Origin of the sequence: Streptomyces alkaliterrae, assembly GCF_007097205.2 — a bacterium.
Lineage (GTDB): Bacteria > Actinomycetota > Actinomycetes > Streptomycetales > Streptomycetaceae > Streptomyces > Streptomyces alkaliterrae.
This window is the reverse complement of sequence record NZ_VJYK02000007.1, coordinates 23,002-44,271: the sequence shown is the minus strand read 5'-3', so window position 1 is coordinate 44,271 and position 21,270 is coordinate 23,002. Positions and strand designations below refer to the sequence as shown.

Sequence of the window (21,270 nt, the reverse complement as noted above, 5' to 3'; positions counted from 1 at the left end):
GATAGGGGCGTGACGCGCCCCCGCGCGCGGCGCGTCACGCCCCTATCAGCCCGGGGGCGTGCGGCGGCGGCGACCGGCCGGTGCAGGGTGGAGGAACACTCCAGCGAGGTAACCTCTCAGGCATGCGTGCGCTCCTAGTGGTCAACCCGAAAGCCACCACCACCAGTACGCGGACCCGTGATGTGCTGACGCACGCGCTCGCCAGCGACCTCAAGCTGGAAGTGGCCACCACCGAGTACCGGGGGCACGCCCGCGACCTGGCCCGGGAGGCCGCGGCGGGCGGCGAGGTCGAGCTGGTGATCGCGCTCGGCGGCGACGGCACGGTCAACGAGGTCGTCAACGGGCTGCTGCACGCGGGCCCCGATCCGGACCGGCTGCCCGGGGTGGCCGTGGTGCCGGGCGGCTCGACAAACGTCTTCGCGCGGGCGCTGGGGCTGCCCAACGACGTGGTGGAGGCCACCGGCGCGCTGCTCGACGCACTCGCCGCGCGGCGGTCAAGGCACATCGGTCTCGGGTTGGCCGCCGGCACGGAGGGCTCCGACGACTCGGCGGTCCCCGGGCGCTGGTTCACCTTCTGCGCGGGGTTCGGGTTCGACGCGGGCGTGGTGGGCCGGGTCGAACAGGCGCGGGAGCGCGGCAAGAGATCAACACACGCCCTCTACGTGCGGCAGGCGCTGCGTCAGTTCGTCGGGGAGCCGCACCGGCGGCGGGGGACGATCACGCTGTCGGTGCCGGGGCAGGAGCCCGTGCACGACCTGGCGCTGTCCATAGTCTGCAACACCGCTCCCTGGACCTACCTGGGGAATCGTCCGGTGTACGCGGCACCGCAGGCGTCCTTCGACTGCGCGCTGGACGTGCTGGGCCTGGCGAGGTTGTCCACCGGCGCGGTGACCCGTTACGGCACCCAGTTGCTCACCTCCTCGCCCGAGCGCGGACTGCGCGGCAAGCACGCGGTGACACTGCACGACCTCACGGAGTTCACCTTGGAATCGCAGGCGCCACTGCCGTTTCAGATGGACGGTGACCACCTGGGACTGCGTCGGAGCGTCACCTTCACAGGCGTACGCCGTGCACTGCGTGTGATTGTGTAAGTAGAAGGCTGCAAAGTCCTTCCAGTCGAACGTTTAGGCCAGCCTCCACCCACTAGAAGTACGGCTGTGAGCCAGGCGACACCAAGGAATCGAAAAAAACTTGCCGGAAGGGCTTGTGTCCGCCGCCGAGGTTTGCGAGTCTCTTCTTGGCGATCGGGAGAGCCCACAGGGCCCCTTGAGAGCCGGAATCCCCTCCACGCAGCAGACATGGGACCCGCATCACATTATCCGTGCGGATCTTCCGTTGCCCAGGGATTCGTGAAAGCGTTCACATTCACAAGCAACCTTTTCGAAACACAGGAGATGGAGCAGCCATGGACTGGCGTCACCGCGCCGTTTGCCGCGAGGAAGACCCCGAGCTCTTCTTCCCCATCGGCAACACCGGTCCTGCGCTGTTGCAGATCGAGGAAGCCAAGGCCGTCTGCCGCCGCTGCCCCGTTCAGGAGCAGTGCCTGCAGTGGGCCCTGGAGTCCGGCCAGGACTCCGGTGTGTGGGGTGGCCTGAGCGAGGACGAGCGCCGCGCGATGAAGCGCCGCGCCGCCCGCAACCGTGCGCGCAAGGCCACCGCCTGACGCGCCCCACCGCATCGCCCGCTGCCCCCCGAGACGCAGCATCGCAGTGCACCGGGTGAGAAACCCGTACGCACTCACCACATCGGCCGAACCCCGGCCCGTCCCCGACGGGCCGGGGTTCGCCGTGTGTGCGACGGCCGGCACAAGTGGCCCGCACGAGTGGCCAGCACAGGTGCGCGCACGGGTGCTTGGACAGGCGCGCGGGTGGCGGGGCACGCCGGGGCGCCTACGCCGGCGGCCGTGGACGACCCGTCAGCGACGGGGTGCGACGGTGTGCGACGGGCCGCGCCTCAAGCGCGGCCGGTCCCCAGCGGGATGTCGAAAGTGACGCGGGTGCCGCGCTCCTCCCCCGGTTCCATCCCGAAGGTGCCGCCGAGTTCACCCTCGACGAGGGTCCGGACGATCTGGAGTCCGAGGTTGCCGCCGGTCCGCGCGTCGAAACCGGACGGCAGTCCCTTGCCGTCGTCCAGGATCGTCACCAGCAGCCGGTCCCTGCCCGGCGGGCCGCCCCGCACGGCGCCCACCTCGACCGTGCCGTGCTCGCCCGGACCGAAGCCGTGCTCCAGCGCGTTCTGCAGCACCTCGGTGAGCACCATGGACAGCGGCGTCGCGACCTCCGCGTCCAGGATGCCGAACCGGCCGCCGCGCCGACCGACGACCTTCCCCGGGGAGATCTCCGCCACCATCGCCAGCACCCGGTCGGCGATGGCGTCGAACTCCACCCGCTCGTCGAGGTTCTGGGAGAGCGTCTCGTGCACGATGGCGATCGAGCCGACCCGGCGCACGGCCTCCTCCAGCGCCTCGCGCCCCTCCTGGGAGCCGATCCGCCTGGCCTGGAGCCGCAACAGGGCGGCGACCGTCTGGAGGTTGTTCTTCACCCGGTGGTGGATCTCCCGGATGGTGGCGTCCTTGGTGATCAACTCTCTTTCGCGGCGGCGGAGTTCGGTGACGTCGCGCAGCAGCACGAGAGAACCGATTCTGCTGCCCTTCGGCTTGAGCGGGATGGCGCGCAACTGCACCACGCACTCGTCACCGTCGATCTCCGCCTCGCGCGGCGCCCAGCCGCTGGCCAGCTTCGCCAGGGACTCGTCGATCGGGCCGCGCGAGGGCGCGAGCCGCGCGGTGGTCTGCCCGAGGTGCAGTCCGACGAGGTCGGCCGCCAGGCCCAACCGGTGGTAGGCGGACAGCGCGTTGGGGCTCGCGTACTGGACGACGCCGTCGGCGTCCAGCCGGATCAGGCCGTCCCCCACCCGGGGCGAGACGTCCATGTCGCCCTGCTGCTCGGCGAACGGGAACTCGCCGGCCGCGATCATCTGCGCCAGGTCGGACGCGCTCTGCAGGTAGGTCAGCTCCAGGCGGCTCGGGGTGCGCACCGTCAGCAGGTTGGTGTTGCGGGCGATCACTCCCAGCACCCGTCCGGCGCGCCGGACGGGGATCGACTCGACCCGCACCGGCACCTCCTCGCGCCACTCCGGGTCGCCCTCGCGGACGATGCGCCCCTCGTCCAGCGCGGAGTCCAGCAGCGGCCGCCGGCCCCTGGGCACCAGATGGCCGACCATGTCGTCCTGGTAGGAGGTCGGCCCGGTGTTCGGCCGCATCTGGGCCACGGAGACGTACCGGGTGCCGTCCCTGGTCGGCACCCACAGCACGAGGTCGGCGAAGGACAGGTCCGACAGCAGCTGCCACTCGGAGACGAGCAGGTGCAGCCATTCGAGGTCGGACTCGCCGAGCGCGGTGTGCTGGCGTACGAGATCGTTCATGGAGGGCACGGGGCCGAGCCTAGCCGGTGCGGGTCCCGCGGCCGGCACCTGGCGCGACGGCCGGTGGTGCGGCCGCACGGCCCTCACACCGATCCTTTCTGTTCAAGGCATGGACAGATCCGCCTGGTCTAGTCCAGAATGGCATCGAAACGAAGACTTCTGCTCTCCCCGCACAGGAGGGCGGAACGAGACCGATGCGCTCTCTGCCCTGACCGCGCACCGGTCTCCGATCGCTCCGGGCTGCGGTGCCGGGTGGGTTGAGGGTCCCTCCCAGGCGCCGCGGCCCGAAGTGTTTTCCGGGGTCCGGGGCCTTCTCGCCCGCCGTGCCGAGCGCACGACCGCCCCCAGTCAGCGTTCGACTTTCGAACACAAGCGGTGCCCGACACAGGCAGCGCCGACACATGACGGCCGAGAGCCGACCACCGCATGCGCGGTGGCCGGCTCTCGGCCGTCCGGCGGTAGCTCAGTCCGCCGTGCGGCGGCCCGCGATGACCTCGGCGGCGGCCGTCCCGCAGACCCGCGCCGCGCCGTGGGTGCTGATGTGCAGTGCCCCGGACGGCGGGGCCTGCGGCACTCCCATCTCCACGACGACCGTCTCGGGCCGGGCGGCGACCAGCGCGTCCAGCAGCGCCGTCATCCACGGGTGCCGGTGCGCGTCGCGGACGACGGCGACGATCCGCCGGTCGCCGGCCTCGGAGAGCACCCGCCGCAGCGCGGCCGGTACGTCACCCGCCTGGTCGCGCCCGAGGTCGCCGGTGCGGGTGCCCGGCAGCAGCCGAGCCAGCTCGGCGGCGACGCCCCAGGGCGTCTCGTCGCCGACGGCGATGTTCGCCATCGGAGTGAGCGCCGCGACGTAGGGCGGCTCGGTGGGCGGGGTGTAGGACTCCGCGCCGGTGATCCGCAGCGCGCGCCGGGCGGCGACGAGGCCGACCTCGGGCTCCGGTGCGCCCCCCTCCCCCGCACCGGAGCCCTCGGCGGTCCAGCGGGCCAGGTCGCGGACCCGCCCGGCGGCCTCGGCCAGCCGCTCCTCCGACAGTTCACCGGAGCGCACGGCCGTCACCAGGGCGTCCCGCAGCCGCAGCACGATGTCCTCGTCCGCCAGTCCGCCGCCCACGCAGATCGCGTCGGCGCCGGCGGCCAGCGCGAGCACGGTGCCGCGCTCGATGCCGTGGGTGTCTGCGATGGCCTTCATCTCCACGGCGTCCGTCACGATCAGACCGTCGAAGCCGAGCCCGCCGGCGGTGACGGGCGCGCGGAGCAGCCCGGTGAGCGCCGAGTGGCTGAGGGTGGCGGGCAGCGCGGCGTCCAGTGCGGGCAGCAGGATGTGGGCGCTCATCACCACCTTGGTGCCGGCGGCGACTGCCGCCCGGAACGGTACGAGTTCCCGGGTGCTGAGCGTGCTCAGGTCGGCGTCGATGCGGGGCAGGGCGTGGTGGGAGTCGACGTTGGTGTCGCCGTGGCCGGGGAAGTGCTTGGTGCAGGCGGCGACTCCGGCGGACTGCATGCCCTGGATGTAGGCGGTGGTGTGGCGGGCGACGAGCTGGGGGTCGGCGCCGAAGGAGCGCACTCCGATGACGGGGTTGCCGGGGTTGGAGTTGACGTCCGCGGAGGGCGCCCAGTTGAGGTTGACGCCGCAGGCGGCGAGGCGGCGGCCGAGTTCCCGGGCGACCCGGTGGGTCAGTTCGGGGTCGTCGACGGCGCCGAGGGCGAGGTTGCCGGGGAAGGAGGAGCCGGTGCGCACCTCCAGTCGGGTGACGTCGCCGCCCTCCTCGTCGATGGCCACCAGCACGTCGGGGCGCACGGCGCGGAGTTGGGTGGTGAGCGCGGCCAGCTGCTCCGGGGACTGGATGTTGCGGCCGAAGAGGCCGACGGCGGCGAGGCCGTCGTCGAGTCGGCGCAGCAGCCAGTCGGGGGCAGTGGTGCCGACAAATCCCGGTTGCAGGACGGCGAGCGCGTCCCGGGTGACGGTGTCGGTCTCGGACACGAGCGTGGTCATGCGGTCCTATCCCTTCACTGCGCCGGAGGTGAGACCGGCCGCCATCTTCTTCTGCACGATCATGAAGAAGATGACCACGGGCACGGCGATGATCACGGAACCCGCCATCAGACCGCCGTAGTCGGTGCCGCGGTCGGTGGTGAAGTTCATCAGCCACACGTTCAGGGTGTACTTGTCGTTGTCCTGCATGAGGACATAGGCGAACAGGTACTCGTTCCAGGCGGTGATCAGGGCGAAGATGGAGGCGGCGGCGAGGCCGGGTGCCAGCAGCGGGAAGATCACCCGCCAGAACGCACCCATCCGGGAGCAGCCGTCGACCATCGCCGACTCCTCGAGCTCCTTGGGCACGTTGACGACGAAGCCGCGGATCATCCAGATGCTGAACGGCAGCACGGACACCAGGTAGACGACGATGACGCCCCAGTACTCGTTGAGCGCGCCCATCGCGTTGAGCTGCACGTAGATGGGGATGAGCATCGCGGTCGGCGGCAGCACCTGGACCAGGATGAGCACCATCATGAACGGTTTGCGGCCGATGAAGTTGAAGCGGCCGATGGCGTACGCGGCGATGGTGCCGAGCACGATGGCGCCCAGCACGGACGTCACGCAGATGATGAGGCTGCTCTGGATCGCGGTCCAGAAGAACCGGGTCTCGCTGGCGCGGACGAAGTTGTCGAAGGTGATCGAGGTCGGCAGCAGGGACTGGTCGTAGCTGCGGATCTCGTGGTTCGGGCGGAAGGCGCTGAGCAGCAGCCAGTAGACCGGGAAGGCCATGAACACGAACGCGATCAGACCGACGACGTTGTAGCCGATGCGGCGCTTCTTGCGGTCCGGCCGCAGGGCCGCCGGGGCGGGCGGCTTGACCGGCGGGGTGCCGCCGGCCTCCGGGACCTTGAGTGTGGAGGTGGGGGCGCTCACTCGACTTCTCCCGTCTTGAGCAGCTGGCGCAGGTAGTAGACGGCCACCCCGGACAGCAGCAGCACGGTGATCAGGGCGATCGCGGTGCCCTGGCTGAACGAGGAGCTGGAGAAGGCCTTCTGGAAGGAGTAGATGCCCAGGAGCTCGTACTCCGGCTCGGGCTTGTTGCCGCGCATCAGGAAGACCTGGCCGAAGACGTTGAAGTCCCAGATCACGGAGAGCGTGGCGACCATCTGGAAGACGGGCTTGATGACCGGGAAGATCACGTGCTTGAACACGCCCCAGCGGCCGGCGCCGTCGAGCTGGGCGGCCTCCTCCAGTTCCTGCGGGACCTGGGTGAGCGCGGCGTACAGGGTGACGACGACAAACGGGATGGCGCCCCAGACGACGACGGCGGCGATGACGCCGAAGCCCTGCCACGGGTCGAGGAACCAGTTGTGGCCCTGGAAGTCGAGGCCGGGGATCTTGCTGAGTGTGCTGTTGATGACGCCGTAGTCGGAGTCGGCGAGCCAGCGGAAGATGGAGGTGGCGACGAGGAGCGGCATGGACCAGGCGGCGACGAGCGCCCCGGTCAGCAGCAGCCGGACCCAGGTCGACATGCGCTGCATCATCATGGCGAGCAGCAGGCCGAGGCCCATGGTGAGGGTGACGCAGACGACCATGAACAGGACCGTCTTGAAGGTCACCGACCAGAAGTGGGAGTCGGCGAGGATCGTGCTGAAGTTCTCGAAGCCGACCCAGGGCGGGGTGTTCCCGGTCCACAGTTCGCGGCGTCCCATGTCCTGGAAGGACATGATCACCGTCTTCACCAGGGGCCAGGCGAAGACGGCGGCGATCGCGACGATGGCCGGTCCGATGAGGAGGTAGGGCAGGAGGCCGCCGGATCTGGAGCCGCCGGGACGGCGTGCTCTCCCCTTGCCCTTCCCGGACCCGCCGGCCTCCCCCGTGGGCGGGGAGTCGGCTACCGGAGGTTCGGCGGCTTTGGTGTCGGCGGCAGTCACTGTGCTGGCCTTCCGTCTTGTCAGTTCACCCGGGGGCGCGCGGGTGGAGGCGAGTCGTCAGCCCCCACCCGCGCGTGTCGTGTCCGTCCGGTCAGGCTTCGCTGTTGATCAGTTCGTTGATCTTGGCGTCGGCCTTCTTGGTCGCGGCTTCGACGGAGCCGCCGCGGACGACCTCGAGCAGCATGTTCTCGAGCACGAGCTGCTTCTCGATCGCGGTCCAGCCGGGGGCGATCGGGGTGAACCAGGCGTCCGGCACCGCGTTGGCGATCGGCGCGGTCTCCGGGTTGTCCTTCAGGGGCTCGAGCTGCTTGGTGTTGTTCGGCAGGATGTTCTTGGAGGCCAGCACCTCCATGGACTTGCCGCTGGTGAACATCGAGATCCACTCTTCGCCGAGGTCCTTGACCTTGGACTTCTCGATGACCGCGAGGTCCGAGCCGCCGATGAAGGACGGCAGCGCCTTGCCGTTCGGGCCCGGCATACCGGCCGTGGCGATCTTGCCCTCGAGCTTGGGGTTGCCGCTCTCGCCGGTGACGACCGAGCCGGCCTCCCAGCCGTTGCCGTAGATCACAGCCGCCTTCTCGTTGGCCATGACGTTGGCGTGGTCCTGCTCGTCCTTGGTCTTGTCGGCGTTGTTGTACGTGTTGACCAGGTCGACGAAGTGCTTGATGCCCTTCTGCGACTCGGGGCTGGAGAGGTTGCCCTTCCACTCCTTCTTGCCCTCGTCGTACTCGGCGATGCTGCCGTTGTACGCCGCGACGTAGGACATGGCCGCGTACCAGTACTTGCCCGGCAGGTAGAGCGAGGAGAACGCCTTGTCCTTGCCGTACTCGTCGCCGACCTTGGCGAGCGCCTTCTTCAGGTCGTCCTCGGTCTGCGGGAGCTCCTTGGAGCCGGTCGCCTTGTCGAACATCTCGGTGTTCAGGATCGCGACGCGGGCACCGGCGTAGTAGGGCACGCAGTAGAGCTTGCCCTCGAAGCTGCAGGTGTCCTTCAGGCCCTGGATCCAGGTGTCCGAGTTCTCGTACTTCTTCTCGTCGATCTCGGCCAGGGCGCCGTTGAGGATGTAGGTCATCGTCTCGGTGTTGCCGAGTTCGACGACGTCCGGGAACTTGCTTCCGCCCAGGGCGGTGTCGAGCTTCTTGGCCTTGTCACCCCACTGCTGGTACTGGACCTTGACGGTCACCTTGGGGTACTTCTTCTTGAACTGGTCGTTGACGTCCTTGACCAGTTCCGGCCAGGTGCTCTCGGCGTCGTTCATCAGCCACACGGTGAGCGTCTCGTCCCGGTCCTTCGGGTCCTTGGACGAGTTGTCGCTGTCGCCACCGCAGGCGGCCAGCGAGGCCGTCATCGCGACGGCTCCGATGGCCGCTATGAGCTTGCGCTGCACGTCACACCCTCCTCGGGGATGCCAATGATCTCCCGCCCACCGCGGAGGCACACAACGAGCACTGCCCGTGGGGCTGGGACGCCGGCCCAAATGGTCTGGACCAGTGCCCCGCAGCTTGGCCTAGACCTTTAGGGGTGTCAAGAGAGTACGAAAGGCCCGGACCGGTCCGTTATCGGACCGACACGTACTCCAGCCGCCCTCCCGCCGCCGCTCGTTGGGAAGAACCGACACGCCGGCGCACCGGCCCTGGTCAGCGCGACGGAAGCGACCTTTAATGGTGTAGACCAAACGGCTCCGGACCGGGACGGGACCCGGGCCGCGCTCGCGGTGTATAAGAAGGGACAACCCAGCCACCTGAAGCCGGCGGCGCGGTACGGCCCAGCACGGGCGGCCCGGGCCCGGCGGCACTCCGCCGTCAGGCGGACGGCTGGAACCGGGACCCGCCACCCGCCGCGCGCGGTCGGACGCGGGTCGCAACGTAGGAGTCGGAGGAAGCGGTGACGGCAGCAGCACAACACGGGCCGGACGGACGGACGGCGGCCGAGAACGGCCCGGCCGGTGCCACCAGGACCGCCCGTGTACCCAAGTACTACCGACTCAAGCGTCATCTCCTGGAGATGACCGAAACCATGCCGCCCGGCACCCCTGTCCCGCCGGAGCGGACCCTGGCGACGGAGTTCGACACCTCCCGCACCACCGTCCGCCAGGCGCTCAGCGAACTCGTCGTCGAGGGCCGGCTGGAGCGCATCCAGGGCAAGGGCACGTTCGTCGCCAAGCCCAAGGTCTCCCAGGCCCTGCAGCTGACCTCCTACACCGAGGACATGCGCGCCCAGGGCCTGGAGCCGACGTCCCAGCTGCTGGACATCGGCTACGTGACGGCCGACGACCGGCTCGCCGCCCTGCTCGGCGTGCCGGCCGGCGGCCGGGTGCTGCGCATCGAACGGCTGCGGCTGGCCAGCGGCGAACCCATGGCCATCGAGACCACGCACCTGTCGCAGAAGCGCTTCCCCGCGCTGCGCCGCAGCCTCGTGCGGTACGCCTCGCTGTACACCGCGCTCTCCGAGGTCTACGGCGTCCACCTCGCCGAGGCCGAGGAGACCATCGAGACCTCGCTGGCCACCCCGAGGGAGGCCGGACTGCTCGGCACGGACGTGGGCCTGCCGATGCTGATGCTGTCCCGGCACTCCTTCGACCGGGACGGCGAACCCGTGGAGTGGGTGCGTTCGGTCTACCGCGGCGATCGCTACAAGTTCGTCGCCAGGCTCCAGCGCCCGACGGACTGAGCTCCCGGTGCCCGGTGTCCGCTCCCCGGACACCGGGCACCGTTCGGCGCAGAACACGACCGCTCGTCCGCCGGTCGGCCGTCGCACTGATGACGGCCCGCCACCACCGGCCCTAGATTCCTGCGCGTTCTGACAGATCAGCGGACGCGACCACCTCCGGCGTCCCACCGGGGGTGGTCGGCCCTCGCAGGAACGGAGCCGCGCCATGACCAAGCGCGCCGCAGCGCCACCCGACGAGGCCGGGCGACCGGCCCGAAGCCGGATGTCCCCGGCCGCGATGGCGGGCTGGGCCGCCGTCGCGGTGGCCGGCGGCCTCGGCTGGAGCATGCTGGCACTGGCCCGCGGCGAGGAGATCTCGGCGGCCTGGATGGTCGCCGCCGCCCTCGGCACGTACGCCATCGCGTACCGCTTCTACTCCCGCTTCATCGCCACCCGGGTGCTGCGCGTCGACAAGAACCGGGCCACCCCGGCCGAACGGCTCGACAACGGCGTGGACTTCCACCCCACCGACCGCCGGGTGCTCTTCGGCCACCACTTCGCCGCGGTCGCCGGCGCGGGACCGCTGGTCGGACCGGTGCTCGCCGCGCAGATGGGCTATCTGCCCGGCACCATCTGGATCATCGTCGGCGTGATCTTCGCCGGCGCGGTTCAGGACATGGTCACGCTGTTCTTCTCCACCCGGCGCAACGGCCGCTCGCTCGGCCAGATGGCCCGCGACGAGATCGGCCCGTTCGGCGGTGCGGCGGCCCTGATCGCGGTGTTCGCCATCATGATCATCCTGCTCGCGGTGCTCGCCCTGGTCATCGTGAACGCGCTCGCCCACTCCCCCTGGGGCGTCTTCTCGATCGGCATGACCATCCCGATCGCCTTCTTCATGGGCTTCTACCTGCGAATCCTCCGCCCGGGCCGGGTCACCGAGGTCTCGGTCATCGGAGTGCTGCTGCTCCTGCTGGCGATCGTCGCGGGCGGCTGGGTGGCCGAGTCCTCCTGGGCCGACACCTTCACGCTCTCGCCGGGCGCGCTGGTCATCTGGATGGTCGTCTACGGCTTCGTCGCCTCCGTGCTTCCGGTGTGGATGCTGCTGGCGCCCCGCGACTACCTGTCGACGTTCATGAAGATCGGCACGATCGTCCTGCTGGCCATCGGCGTGCTGGTCGCGACGCCGACGCTGAAGATGCCCGCGGTCACCGACTTCGCCGCCCGGGGCGACGGGCCGGTCTTCGCCGGCTCGCTCTTCCCGTTCGTCTTCGTCACGATCGCCTGCGGCGCGCTCTCCGGCTTCCACTCGCTGGTCGCCTCCGGCACCACGCCGAAGATGATCCAGAAGGAGACGCAGGTCCGCATGGTCGGCTACGGCGCCATGCTCACCGAGTCGTTTGTGGCCGTGATGGCGATGATCGCCGCCTGCATCATCGACCCCGGGCTGTTCTTCGCCGTCAACTCGCCCTCGGGGATGATCGGTTCGACCGTGGAGTCGGCCTCGGCTGCGGTGGCGAACTTCGGGTTCACCATCTCGCCGCAGGAGTTGGCGGCGGCGGCCGAGGCGGTCGAGGAGGACAGCCTGCTCTCCCGCACCGGAGGCGCCCCGACGTTCGCGCTCGGCATGTCGGAGATCTTCTCGGCGGTTGTCGGCGGCAGCGCGATGAAGGCGTTCTGGTACCACTTCGCGATCATGTTCGAGGCGCTGTTCATCCTGACCACCCTCGACGCCGGCACCCGCGTCGGCCGCTTCATGCTCCAGGACACCCTCGGCAACCTCTACAAGCCGTTCCGGCAAGTCAGCTGGACACCGGGCGTGTGGTTCACCAGCGCGGTCGTCGTCGGCGCCTGGGGCTACTTCCTGTGGGTCGGCGTGCACGACCCGCTCGGCGGCATCAACCAGCTCTTCCCCCTCTTCGGCATCGCCAACCAACTGCTCGCCGCCGTCGCACTGGCCGTCTGCACCACACTGCTGGTGAAGTCCGGACGGCTGAGATGGGCGTGGGTCACCGGCGTCCCGCTCGCCTGGGACGTCGCCGTCACGCTCACCGCGACCTGGCAGAAGGTCTTCTCCGGGGACCCGCGCGTCGGCTTCTTCACCCAGCGGCAGGTCTACCAGGACGGCATCAACGCCGGCGAACTCATCGCGCCCGCCAAGGACATGGGCGAGATGCGGACCATCGTCACCAACTCGACGGTCGACGGAGTGCTGGCCGCCCTGTTCGCGGTACTGATCATCGTGGTGATCCTGGACGCCGGACGGGTCTGCTACCGCGCCATCCGCCACCCGGAGCAGATCCGGCTGCACGAGGCGCCGTTCGAGCAGTCGAGGATCATCGCGCCGGCCGGACTCCTCGCGACCGCCGAGGAGAAGGCCGAGCTCGCCGCCGCGGAGGCGGCCGCGCGCGACAGCGGGTCCGGGGACGAGCGCCCCGAGCCCGTCGGGAGGCGGGCGTGAGGCACGCCGCGCGGCTGCGGGCGCTGGCCGCCCGCGTCCGGTGGTTCTGGCGGGAGGCCACCGGCGAGGCCGCCTACGACCGCTACGTGGCGCACGCCCGCCGAAACGAGCCAGGCGCGGCGGTGCTCAGCCGACGCGAGTTCGAGCGGCGCCGGACGGACGCCAGGGAGGCCGATCCGCGCGAGGGCTTCCGCTGCTGCTGAGCGCGGGACGCCACCGTGGGCGACACAACATATGGGGGCGCGTCAACACCGCGCCACTAGATGTATGCTCATCCTCGCCGCTGACGCAGGGGAACCCGGTGCGAGTCCGGGACTGTCCCGCAACGGTGTGCGCCGAGCCGGAACACGGCTCCGGCGCGAGTCCGAAGACCTGCCGGCGGCCTTCGAAGACGTCCGGGTCTCGTGGGATGGGCTGAGGGACGCCATTTGACACGCCGTACGGCCATCGGGCCGTGCGGACCGTCACGTGCGCGCTCCCCCGCCCGCCCGCGCAGGCCACGCCGAGCGAGGGAGAGCACGCCCCGTGACCATCGCACCCACGGAGCCCGTGTCAGCGGCACTGCTGCGCACACTGACCGATCTGACCGCCGACCTGACCGCGACCGAGCCGGGCAGAGTCGCCGCCGCCGCGCTGCGCGGCCGGCACCCCGGTTCGGACGAGGCCGAACTGCGGTCGCTGGCCATCGAGGCGGCGGCCGGACTGATCGGTGACGAGCCGCAGTACTCCCGGCTCGCCGCGCGCCTGCTGACACTCGCCATCCGCGAGGAGGCCGCCGGCCAGGGCGCGGAGTCCTTCTCCGCCTCGGTGGCCGTCGGGCACCGCGAGGGGCTGATCGCCGACTCCACCGCAGCGTTCGTCCGGCGGCACGCGGCCGCGCTCGACGCACTCGTCGAGCGGGCGCTCGCGGAGGGCGCGGACGACCGCTTCGGCTACTTCGGCCTGCGGACCGTGCACTCCCGCTACCTGCTGCGGCACCCGATGACCCGCCAGGTCGTCGAGACCCCGCAGCACTTCCTGCTGCGGGTGGCCTGCGGCCTGGCGGACGCCGCCGACCCCGACGAGAGCAGCGCGCTCGCCGAGGTCGCCGAGCTGTACCGGCTCACCAGCACGCTCTCCTACCTGCCGTCCTCGCCCACGCTGTTCAACTCCGGTACCCGGCACCCGCAGATGTCCTCCTGCTACCTGCTGGACTCGCCGCTGGACGAGCTGGACTCCATCTACGACCGCTACCACCAGGTGGCCCGGCTGTCGAAGCACGCCGGCGGCATCGGGCTCTCCTACTCCCGCATCCGGGCCCGCGGTTCGCTGATCCGGGGCACCAACGGCCACTCCAACGGCATCGTGCCGTTCCTGCGGACGCTGGACTCCTCGGTCGCCGCCGTCAACCAGGGCGGCCGGCGCAAGGGCGCCGCCTGCGTCTACCTGGAGACCTGGCACGCGGACATCGAGGAGTTCCTGGAGCTGCGCGACAACACCGGCGAGGAGGCGCGGCGCACCCACAACCTGAACATCGCGCACTGGATCCCGGACGAGTTCATGCGCCGCGTGGAGGCGGACGGGCAGTGGTCGCTGTTCTCCCCCGTGGACGTGCCGCAGCTCGTCGACCTGTGGGGGGCGGAGTTCGACGCCGCCTATCGGGCCGCCGAGGACGCCGGTCTGGCCGTCCGGTCGGTGCCGGCCCGGCAGTTGTACGCCCGCATGATGCGCACCCTCGCGCAGACCGGCAACGGCTGGATGACGTTCAAGGACGCCGCCAACCGCACCGCCAACCAGACCGCCGAACCGGGCCGGGTCGTGCACTCCTCGAACCTGTGCACCGAGATCCTGGAGGTCACCGACGACGGCGAGACGGCCGTCTGCAACCTCGGCTCGGTCAACCTCGCCGCACACCTGGACGCGGACGGCACTCTGGACTGGGAGCGGCTGGACAACACCGTCCGAACGGCCGTCACCTTCCTCGACCGGGTGGTGGACATCAACTTCTACCCCACCGAGCAGGCCCGGAACTCCAACGCCCGCTGGCGCCCGGTGGGCCTGGGCCTGATGGGACTCCAGGACGTCTTCTTCCGCCTCCGCCTGCCGTTCGACTCCCCCGAGGCGAAGGCGCTCTCCACCCGGATCTCCGAGCGGATCATGCTCGCCGCCTACGAGGCCTCCGCCGACCTCGCCGAGCGGCACGGCCCGCACGAGGCGTGGTCCGCCACCCGCACAGCGCGCGGCGTGCTGCACCCGGACCACTACCCGGACGCCGAGCCCACCTGGCCGGACCGCTGGGAGGCGCTGCGGACGCGGATCGCCCGCACCGGGATGCGCAACTCGCTGCTGCTGGCCATCGCGCCCACCGCGACGATCGCCTCCATCGCCGGCGTCTACGAGTGCATCGAGCCTCAGGTGTCCAACCTCTTCAAACGCGAAACGCTCAGCGGTGAGTTCCTTCAGGTCAACACCTACCTGGTGGAGGAGTTGAAGCGGCTGGGCCGCTGGGACGAGGCGACCAGGCAGGCGCTGCGGGAGGCAGGCGGCTCGGTGCAGGAGCTGCCCGGACTGCCCGAGGACGTGCGGGCGCTGTACCGCACGGCGTGGGAGGTCCCGCAGCGGGCGCTGATCGACCTGGCCGCGGCCCGCACCCCGTACCTGGACCAGAGCCAGTCGCTCAACCTCTTCATGGCCGCGCCGACCATCGGCAAGCTCAGCTCGATGTACGCCTACGCCTGGAAGCGCGGCATCAAGACCACGTACTACCTGCGGTCGCGACCGGCGACCCGGATCGCCCAGTCGGCCCGCTCCTCCGCCGCCGCCCAACTGCCGACCCAGCAGACGGCGCCCGCCGAGGACGCCGTCGCCTGCTCCCTTGAGAACCCCGAGTCCTGCGAGGCCTGCCAGTGAACACCCCCGTCGAGACCGACGCCCCGACCGCCGGTGAGAACGCCGCCGAGCGGGTCAGGAACCTGCTCGACCCGGGCTTCGAGCTGACCCTGCGCCCGATGCGCTACCCGGACTTCTACGACCGCTACCGGGACGCCATCAAGAACACCTGGACCGTCGAGGAGGTCGACCTCCACTCCGACGTGGCCGACCTGGCCAAGCTCTCCCCCGGCGAACAGCACCTCATCGGGCGGCTGGTGGCGTTCTTCGCCACCGGAGACTCGATCGTCGCCAACAACCTGGTGCTGACTCTCTACAAGCACATCAACTCCCCCGAGGCGCGGCTGTACCTGTCGCGACAGCTCTTCGAGGAGGCCGTGCACGTCCAGTTCTACCTGACGCTGCTCGACACCTACCTGCCCGATCCGGACGAGCGCGCCGAGGCGTTCGCCGCCGTGGAGAACATCCCCTCCATCCGGGAGAAGGCGCAGTTCTGCTTCCGCTGGATGGACTCGGTGGAGAACATCGACCGGCTGGAGACGAAGGAGGACCGCCGCCGCTTCCTGCTCAACCTGATCTGCTTCGCCGCCTGCATCGAGGGGCTGTTCTTCTACGGCGCCTTCGCCTACGTGTACTGGTTCCGCTCGCGCGGCCTGCTGCACGGTCTGGCCACCGGCACCAACTGGGTGTTCCGCGACGAGAGCTGCCACATGGACTTCGCCTTCCACGTGGTGGACACCGTGCGCCAGGAGGAACCCGAGCTGTTCGACGAGGAGTTGGGCAAGCAGGTGACCGCCATGCTGGAGGAGGCGGTGGAGGCCGAGCTGCAGTTCGGCCGCGACCTGTGCGGGGAGGGGCTGCCCGGCATGAACACCGAGTCGATGCGCGAGTACCTGCGCTGTGTGGCCGACCAGCGGCTGGTGCGGCTGGGCCTTGAGCCGGTGTTCGGCTCGGAGAACCCCTTCTCCTTCATGGAGTTGCAGAACGTGCAGGAGCTGACGAACTTCTTCGAGCGTCGCGCCTCCGCCTACCAGGTCGCGGTCGAGGGCTCGGTCTCCTTCGACGACGACTTCTAGAGCCCGTCCGGCCCGGGCGCCCCGAAGGGAGCGCCCGGGCCGGCCGTGTCGGTCGCGGGGCTCAGCAGCCGCCGCAGTTGTAGTACGTCACGTCCCAGTGGTTGCTCTCGCGGTAGTAGACGTTCCCGGAACCGGAACGCCACTTGTTGCCGCCGATGTAGCTGAAGTTGGCGTTCACGTAGTTCTGGACGCAGGTGGAGAGCGAGTAGTCGAGCTTGTAGCCGTTCCAGTGGCTGTAGGTGCCGCTGGCGTGACCGGTCTCCGTGCCGCCGGTGACGTTGAGCGCGCAGCCACTGGCCCGCTTCAGGGTGATCGCGCCCTTCACCGTGTCCTCGCGGATCTGCTCGAAGGACGTGCAGGTGGGCCTGTTGCGGTCCGAGCAGTTGCCGCTGGAGGACCAGGTGATGCCGGCGTTGCGGAACATCGTCGTCGCCTGGGAGTGGGTGAGCTTGGCGGCGGCGCTCACCTCGCCGGCGGCCGGGGGCGCGGCGGCCTGGGCGGTGGCGGGCACGGCGAGCAGCGGCAGCGCCAGGGCCGTGCCGACGGCGGCGAGGCGGCGCAGGGTGGTCTTCAAGGAGTGTTCCCCTTCACGGTGACGGTCGATCACGGTGCTGGTCAGGTCGCGTGAGCGGTGCCCGGACGACGGTGTGCGCACCGCGTCCGGGCATGACAACAGAGCGTCGCCCAACCGCCGGAACACGTCAACAACTCACCGGGTTTCCAGCGGAAACGCCAGTGGGCCGACCTGTGAAAGGGCCCCCGTCCCCGGGGCGGTCAGTCGTTGGGGACGGTCTCGTAGCGCGGGGTGCCCTCGGCCATCTGCCGCAGCGCGTCCTTGCGGTCCCGCTTGGAGAGCCGGTCGATGTACAGCCGGCCGTAGAGGTGGTCCGTCTCGTGCTGCAGGCAGCGCGCGAAGTAGCCCGTGCCGCGCACGGCGATCGGCTTGCCCTCGAGGTCCTGGCCGCGCACCACGGCGTAGTCGGGCCGGGCCAGCTCGGCGTAGGCGCCGGGAACGGACAGGCAGCCCTCGTTGCTGTCGTCCAACCGCCGCCGCTCGGCGGGCAGTTCCTCGAGCACCGGGTTGCAGACGACGCCCACGTGGCGGGCGCCCTCGTCGTCGGGGCAGTCGTAGACGAAGACCTTCAGGTCCACACCGATCTGGTTCGCCGCCAGGCCCACGCCCTCGGCCGCCCGCTGCGAGGCGAACATGTCGTCCACGAGCGCGGCGAGCTCCGGACCGAAGTCGGTGACGTCCCGGCACTCCCGGTGCAGCACCGGGTTGCCGACGACCGTGATCGGCCGGGCGGTGCCGCGCAGCCGGTGCGCCTCCTCACGCGCCGCGCAGTCCTCGGTGTCGACGATGAACTCGTCCGGGCCGTCCGCCGCGTCCTGGGAGCGGGTCTCCTGCTGCTGGGCCATCTTCAGCCGTACGCCTTCCTCGAACCTGCCGGCCGTCCTACTGTCCGCCGGGTGTCGCCCTACAGGGTACGGGGCCGACCGGGACGGCTCAGCAGACCTCTTCCAGATCCCGCCACTCGCGGGTGTCAGGGCTGTCCGCGACCCAGCCGTCCAGCAGGCCTCGTACCAGGCCGGCCGGGGCCGCGACACCGCACTCTCGCTCCGGGTGCCACAGCTGGCCGGGGCCGCCGGTGTTCATGTGCCCGAGCGGGCCGGGCTGCCCCGGGGCGCTGTGGTCGTGCGGGTCCTGGCGGTGGTTGCCGTCGCCCTCGTCGCTGGGCATGCGCGACTCCGAGCAGGAGCGGCACAGCAGCCGTACGGACGCCGACCAGTCCTCGGCGGCGAAGCCGGCGTCCGCCGCCAGCTGTTCGAGGGCGTCCCGGTCGGCCTCCGTGGCGGCCTCCAGCAGGACCACCCAGGTGGGTACCGGGGAGGGCGCCCACAGCTCTATCTCGTCGAACACCGGGAAGGCCGTCGGCGTGCCGGACATCGTCAACAGTCGCTCGCCGTGCGGGACCCCGTCGTGCAGGACGACCTCGCCCCAGCGGCGGCCGGAGGACGGCAGCGGGATGGACTGCACCTCGATCCGGGCCGGGTCCAGCCTGCGGCCCCAGACGACCTCCGCCTCACCCTCCGGGGAGAGCCGCAGCGCGGCGCTGCCCAGGCCCATGCCGAGCGGCTCGTCGCCGGACTCCTCCGCGGCGGCCGGCACCCGCAGCCCGTACGCCTGCCAGGCGCGCCGTGCCAGCGGCCAGTCCTGGAGTGCGGTGGCGGCGATGCCCAGGTTCCACCAGTCGGGGGCGCCGGCGGACCGGTCCAGCAGCGCCACGGCCCGCAGCCCCGCGGTGCGGGCCTGCTCCCAGTCGTGCCGGAACTTGTGCAGCAGGGCCAGGTTGAACCAGGACTCCGAAAGCCAGGGTTCGAGATCGGCGGCACGGGTGAGCAGCGCGCCCGCGTCCTCGTACCGGCCGTCGCCGATGAGGGTGAACGCGCGGTCGGTGGCCAGCCGCCAGTCGGTGGATGGCCGATGCCGTGCCCTGCCGAAGAACTTCACGATGATCCCGCCTGCATTCCCGCCTGTCGGTTGAGAGACACCCTTGCCGGTACCCGTCGACCGACGTCCGACGTCAAGCCGTCGAACCGTCGCCGGGAAAACTGCTCTCGCATCCAACCATGCCCGCCGCGAGGCGCGCTCATTACCCACGGGTGCCGCCGGTCGGGGACAGACCCGGAGGGTTCCTGGGGTCAGCTTGCGACAGGGTGCGCTCGCGCGCGAGGGGAAATCCGGAAGTACCCCCGAGCGTGGGACCCGGGAGGCGGGCCGTCGGCTCAGTGGGTGTTCTTGCGGGGTCCGGACGAGGCGGCGGGGTCCTCCTCGGACTCCTCGGCGGAGGGCGCCGGATGGGTGTACCCGGCCATGTCGACCACGGCCTGCTCCGGCACCGCCTGGCCGGCCCGGATCAGCTCGATCCGGCTCATCACCTTCGACCGGAGGTCGGTCGGCACCTCGTCGTGGCCGCAGCAGCGCTTGACGAGCTTCTTCACCGCCTGCTCCAGACCGTACTTCTCCAGGCAGGGCGAACACTCGTCGAAGTGCTCGGCGAGCTTGTCCCGGTCGCAGTCGGGCATCTCCTGGTCCAGATACTCGTAGAGATGGTCCAGGACCTCAGAGCAGTTCTTCTCATTGGGGTCTGAGCTACTCATGAGCCCGAGCCTTTCCGGTTGTGCGACTCCTCCAACGCGCCCCCACCGGCGGCCGCGGGGACCATGCCGCGCTCACGCGCGTAGTCCTCCAACATGCCGCGCAGCTGGCGCCGCCCCCGGTGCAGTCGGGACATCACGGTGCCGATAGGCGTACCCATGATGTCCGCGATCTCCTTGTAGGCAAAGCCCTCGACGTCCGCAAGGTAGACCGCGATGCGGAACTCCTCGGGAATGGCCTGAAGGGCCTCCTTGACGTCGGAGTCCGGCAGGTGGTCCAGCGCCTGCGACTCCGCCGAGCGCAGCCCCGTCGACATGTGGGACTCCGCCCTGGCCAGCTGCCAGTCCTCGATCTCCTCCGCGGCGCTGCGCTGCGGCTCGCGCTGCTTCTTGCGGTAGGAGTTGATGAAGGTGTTCGTCAGGATGCGGTAGAGCCACGCCTTGAGGTTCGTGCCCTCGCGGAACTGGTGGAAGGACCCGTACGCCTTGGCGTAGGTCTCCTGGACCAGGTCCTCGGCGTCGGCCGGATTGCGGGTCATGCGCAGCGCGGCGGAGTACATCTGGTCGAGGAACTCCAGCGCGTCCCGCTCGAAGCGGGCGTTGCGCTCGGCCTCCGTCTCCGACCGTGTGCTTCCGTCCTCGGGCCCGGCGACCAGACCCACCTCCTCCGTTGCGGTGCGACGTGCGGCGGGCGACGCCGCTGCGGGCACGCCCGCCTCGGAGGATAGCTCCTGTAGCAGGCCGCGAGCGGTAGCGTCGACCGGGTGGCCGTCCGCGGCGCCGGCCAGCGCCAGAGTGGCCCAGTCCAGCCTGGCGGCCTGGGGACGCTGGGGGCAGGCGACAGAACCCATGGGGGCGGCTCCCTCTCGTGTGCATCGCTCGACTTCGTACCGACTGTCCGTGCCAACAAGCGGACACCCGCCTGGCATTCCCGCGGCCGGGAGATATCCGCGACGGGATGGGGAGGGACGGGTTCCGCTCAGCCTCCGGGTGTCCCGCCGAGCCAGTCGGCGACCGCGGTGGTGATCGTCCCGAGCGTGCCGGCCTGGCCGATCCCGTCGGCGGAGGCCTTCTTCGGCACCGCGAAGCCGTGGTCGCCCCAGGGCACGGCGGCCACCTCCAGCCCGTCGGCCGCCGGGAACTCCTCCGGACGGCCGAAGGTGTCCCGGTCGCCCTGGACCACCAGGGTCGGCAGTCCGGCGGCGGGGGCGGCGAGCAGTTCGGCGGCCCGGGAGCGCTCCGGGCGACCCGGCGGGTGCAGCGGGAAGGCGAGCGCCAGCACGGCGGCGGCGCCGAGGTCGGCGGCGGTGCGGCAGGCCACCCGCGCGCCCGCGCTGCGTCCGCCGGCGACCACCGGCACGCCCTCGGCGGCCAGCTCCGGCCACAGCGCCGTCCAGGCCGCGTCCAGCGTCTTCGGCGCGGGGGCCACCTTGCGTCCGGCCACCCGCCACGGCTGCTCCACCAGCGCGACCGTGCAGCCCAGGGCGGGCAGCGCGGCGGCGAGCGCCCGCAGGTCGCGCGCCTCGACGCCGCCGCCCGCGCCGTGCCCCAGGGCGAGGACGCGGCGCGGCCCGGACGGCGCCGCGGCCCGGTACCAGCTGATCCGGGCGTCACCGACCGGGGTGGGCACGGTCACGGCGGCGTCGGGTGCTCCGGGGGCGTCGGGTGCTCCGGGGATGTCGGGGCTGTCAGAGCGTGTCATGGCGCTATCGAACCACCGCG

The 21,270-nt window shown here is 70.6% G+C and carries 18 protein-coding genes and 1 riboswitch; of the genes, 7 read left to right on the top strand and 11 right to left on the bottom strand.

All coding sequences use genetic code 11. The features are described 5' to 3' along the window. Positions 1-122: 122 nt before the first annotated feature. Together FNX44_RS01640 and FNX44_RS01635 are read left to right on the top strand one after the other, a co-directional pair. Positions 123-1,091, top strand: a complete 969-nt coding sequence (locus FNX44_RS01640; RefSeq protein WP_143646084.1) for a diacylglycerol/lipid kinase family protein — start codon at positions 123-125, stop codon at positions 1,089-1,091. Positions 1,092-1,405: 314 nt separating this feature from the next. Next, a complete protein-coding gene (locus tag FNX44_RS01635) occupies positions 1,406-1,663 on the top strand; it encodes a WhiB family transcriptional regulator (RefSeq protein WP_143646083.1) in 258 nt (85 codons plus the stop codon). A gap of 290 nt (positions 1,664-1,953) precedes the next feature. Here the strand turns inward: FNX44_RS01635 and FNX44_RS01630 are convergent, their stop codons facing one another. The 5 genes from FNX44_RS01630 to FNX44_RS01610 form a co-directional block, all read right to left on the bottom strand. Beyond that, complete coding sequence (locus tag FNX44_RS01630; RefSeq protein WP_181356257.1) at positions 1,954-3,432, bottom strand: histidine kinase N-terminal domain-containing protein; 1,479 nt, start codon at positions 3,430-3,432, stop codon at positions 1,954-1,956. 454 nt (positions 3,433-3,886) lie between these two features. Continuing rightward, positions 3,887-5,419, bottom strand: coding sequence for a glycoside hydrolase family 3 protein (locus FNX44_RS01625; protein WP_143646081.1), 1,533 nt, complete (start codon positions 5,417-5,419; stop codon positions 3,887-3,889). A gap of 6 nt (positions 5,420-5,425) precedes the next feature. Next, positions 5,426-6,337 carry a carbohydrate ABC transporter permease gene (locus tag FNX44_RS01620; protein WP_143646080.1) on the bottom strand — a complete coding sequence of 304 codons (912 nt, stop codon included), beginning with the start codon at positions 6,335-6,337 and terminating at the stop codon, positions 5,426-5,428. Then, entirely contained in the window at positions 6,334-7,338 is a 1,005-nt protein-coding gene (locus tag FNX44_RS01615; protein WP_143646079.1) for a carbohydrate ABC transporter permease, read from the bottom strand. The genes FNX44_RS01620 and FNX44_RS01615 overlap by 4 nt, the downstream gene beginning before the upstream one ends. Positions 7,339-7,429: 91 nt before the next feature. Then, on the bottom strand, positions 7,430-8,725 hold the full coding sequence (locus FNX44_RS01610; RefSeq protein ID WP_143646078.1) for a sugar ABC transporter substrate-binding protein: 1,296 nt from the start codon (positions 8,723-8,725) through the stop codon (positions 7,430-7,432). 497 nt (positions 8,726-9,222) lie between these two features. Here FNX44_RS01610 and FNX44_RS01605 point away from each other — a divergent pair, with 497 nt between their 5' ends. The 5 genes from FNX44_RS01605 (at position 9,223) to FNX44_RS01585 (ending at position 16,389) form a co-directional block, all read left to right on the top strand. Beyond that, positions 9,223-10,008 carry a GntR family transcriptional regulator gene (locus FNX44_RS01605; protein WP_143646077.1) on the top strand — a complete coding sequence of 262 codons (786 nt, stop codon included), beginning with the start codon at positions 9,223-9,225 and terminating at the stop codon, positions 10,006-10,008. 262 nt (positions 10,009-10,270) lie between these two features. Beyond that, complete coding sequence (locus FNX44_RS01600) at positions 10,271-12,445, top strand: carbon starvation CstA family protein (RefSeq protein WP_143646090.1); 2,175 nt, start codon at positions 10,271-10,273, stop codon at positions 12,443-12,445. Then, a complete protein-coding gene (locus FNX44_RS01595) occupies positions 12,442-12,648 on the top strand; it encodes a YbdD/YjiX family protein (protein ID WP_143646076.1) in 207 nt (68 codons plus the stop codon). The genes FNX44_RS01600 and FNX44_RS01595 overlap by 4 nt, the downstream gene beginning before the upstream one ends. A 61-nt stretch (positions 12,649-12,709) precedes the next feature. Next, positions 12,710-12,839: riboswitch (cobalamin riboswitch) on the top strand. A gap of 131 nt (positions 12,840-12,970) precedes the next feature. After that, the gene (locus FNX44_RS01590) at positions 12,971-15,334 is read left to right on the top strand and encodes a ribonucleoside-diphosphate reductase subunit alpha (RefSeq protein WP_143646075.1); all 2,364 of its coding nucleotides are present in this window, start codon (positions 12,971-12,973) and stop codon (positions 15,332-15,334) included. Positions 15,335-15,432: 98 nt separating this feature from the next. After that, positions 15,433-16,389: a ribonucleotide-diphosphate reductase subunit beta gene (locus tag FNX44_RS01585; protein ID WP_228449530.1), complete on the top strand. Its 957-nt coding sequence runs from the start codon at positions 15,433-15,435 to the stop codon at positions 16,387-16,389. Positions 16,390-16,450: 61 nt separating this feature from the next. On the opposite strand, the gene FNX44_RS01580 is transcribed toward FNX44_RS01585, so the two are convergent. From FNX44_RS01580 to FNX44_RS01555, 6 genes are all read right to left on the bottom strand, one after another. Next, positions 16,451-16,963 carry a hypothetical protein gene (locus FNX44_RS01580; protein ID WP_407699132.1) on the bottom strand — a complete coding sequence of 171 codons (513 nt, stop codon included), beginning with the start codon at positions 16,961-16,963 and terminating at the stop codon, positions 16,451-16,453. A gap of 200 nt (positions 16,964-17,163) precedes the next feature. Next, the gene (gene def / locus FNX44_RS01575) at positions 17,164-17,808 is read right to left on the bottom strand and encodes a peptide deformylase (RefSeq protein ID WP_143646073.1); all 645 of its coding nucleotides are present in this window, start codon (positions 17,806-17,808) and stop codon (positions 17,164-17,166) included. 88 nt (positions 17,809-17,896) lie between these two features. Continuing rightward, on the bottom strand, positions 17,897-18,901 hold the full coding sequence (locus tag FNX44_RS01570) for a tetratricopeptide repeat protein (RefSeq protein WP_143646072.1): 1,005 nt from the start codon (positions 18,899-18,901) through the stop codon (positions 17,897-17,899). 275 nt (positions 18,902-19,176) lie between these two features. Then, the gene (rsrA, locus tag FNX44_RS01565; RefSeq protein WP_143646071.1) at positions 19,177-19,551 is read right to left on the bottom strand and encodes a mycothiol system anti-sigma-R factor; all 375 of its coding nucleotides are present in this window, start codon (positions 19,549-19,551) and stop codon (positions 19,177-19,179) included. Continuing rightward, on the bottom strand, positions 19,548-20,399 hold the full coding sequence (locus FNX44_RS01560) for a sigma-70 family RNA polymerase sigma factor (RefSeq protein WP_143646070.1): 852 nt from the start codon (positions 20,397-20,399) through the stop codon (positions 19,548-19,550). The genes rsrA and FNX44_RS01560 overlap by 4 nt, the downstream gene beginning before the upstream one ends. Positions 20,400-20,527: 128 nt before the next feature. Further along, positions 20,528-21,250 (bottom strand): alpha/beta hydrolase family protein, encoded by a 723-nt coding sequence (locus tag FNX44_RS01555; RefSeq protein ID WP_153506706.1) that lies wholly within the window; start codon positions 21,248-21,250, stop codon positions 20,528-20,530. Positions 21,251-21,270: the final 20 nt, after the last annotated feature.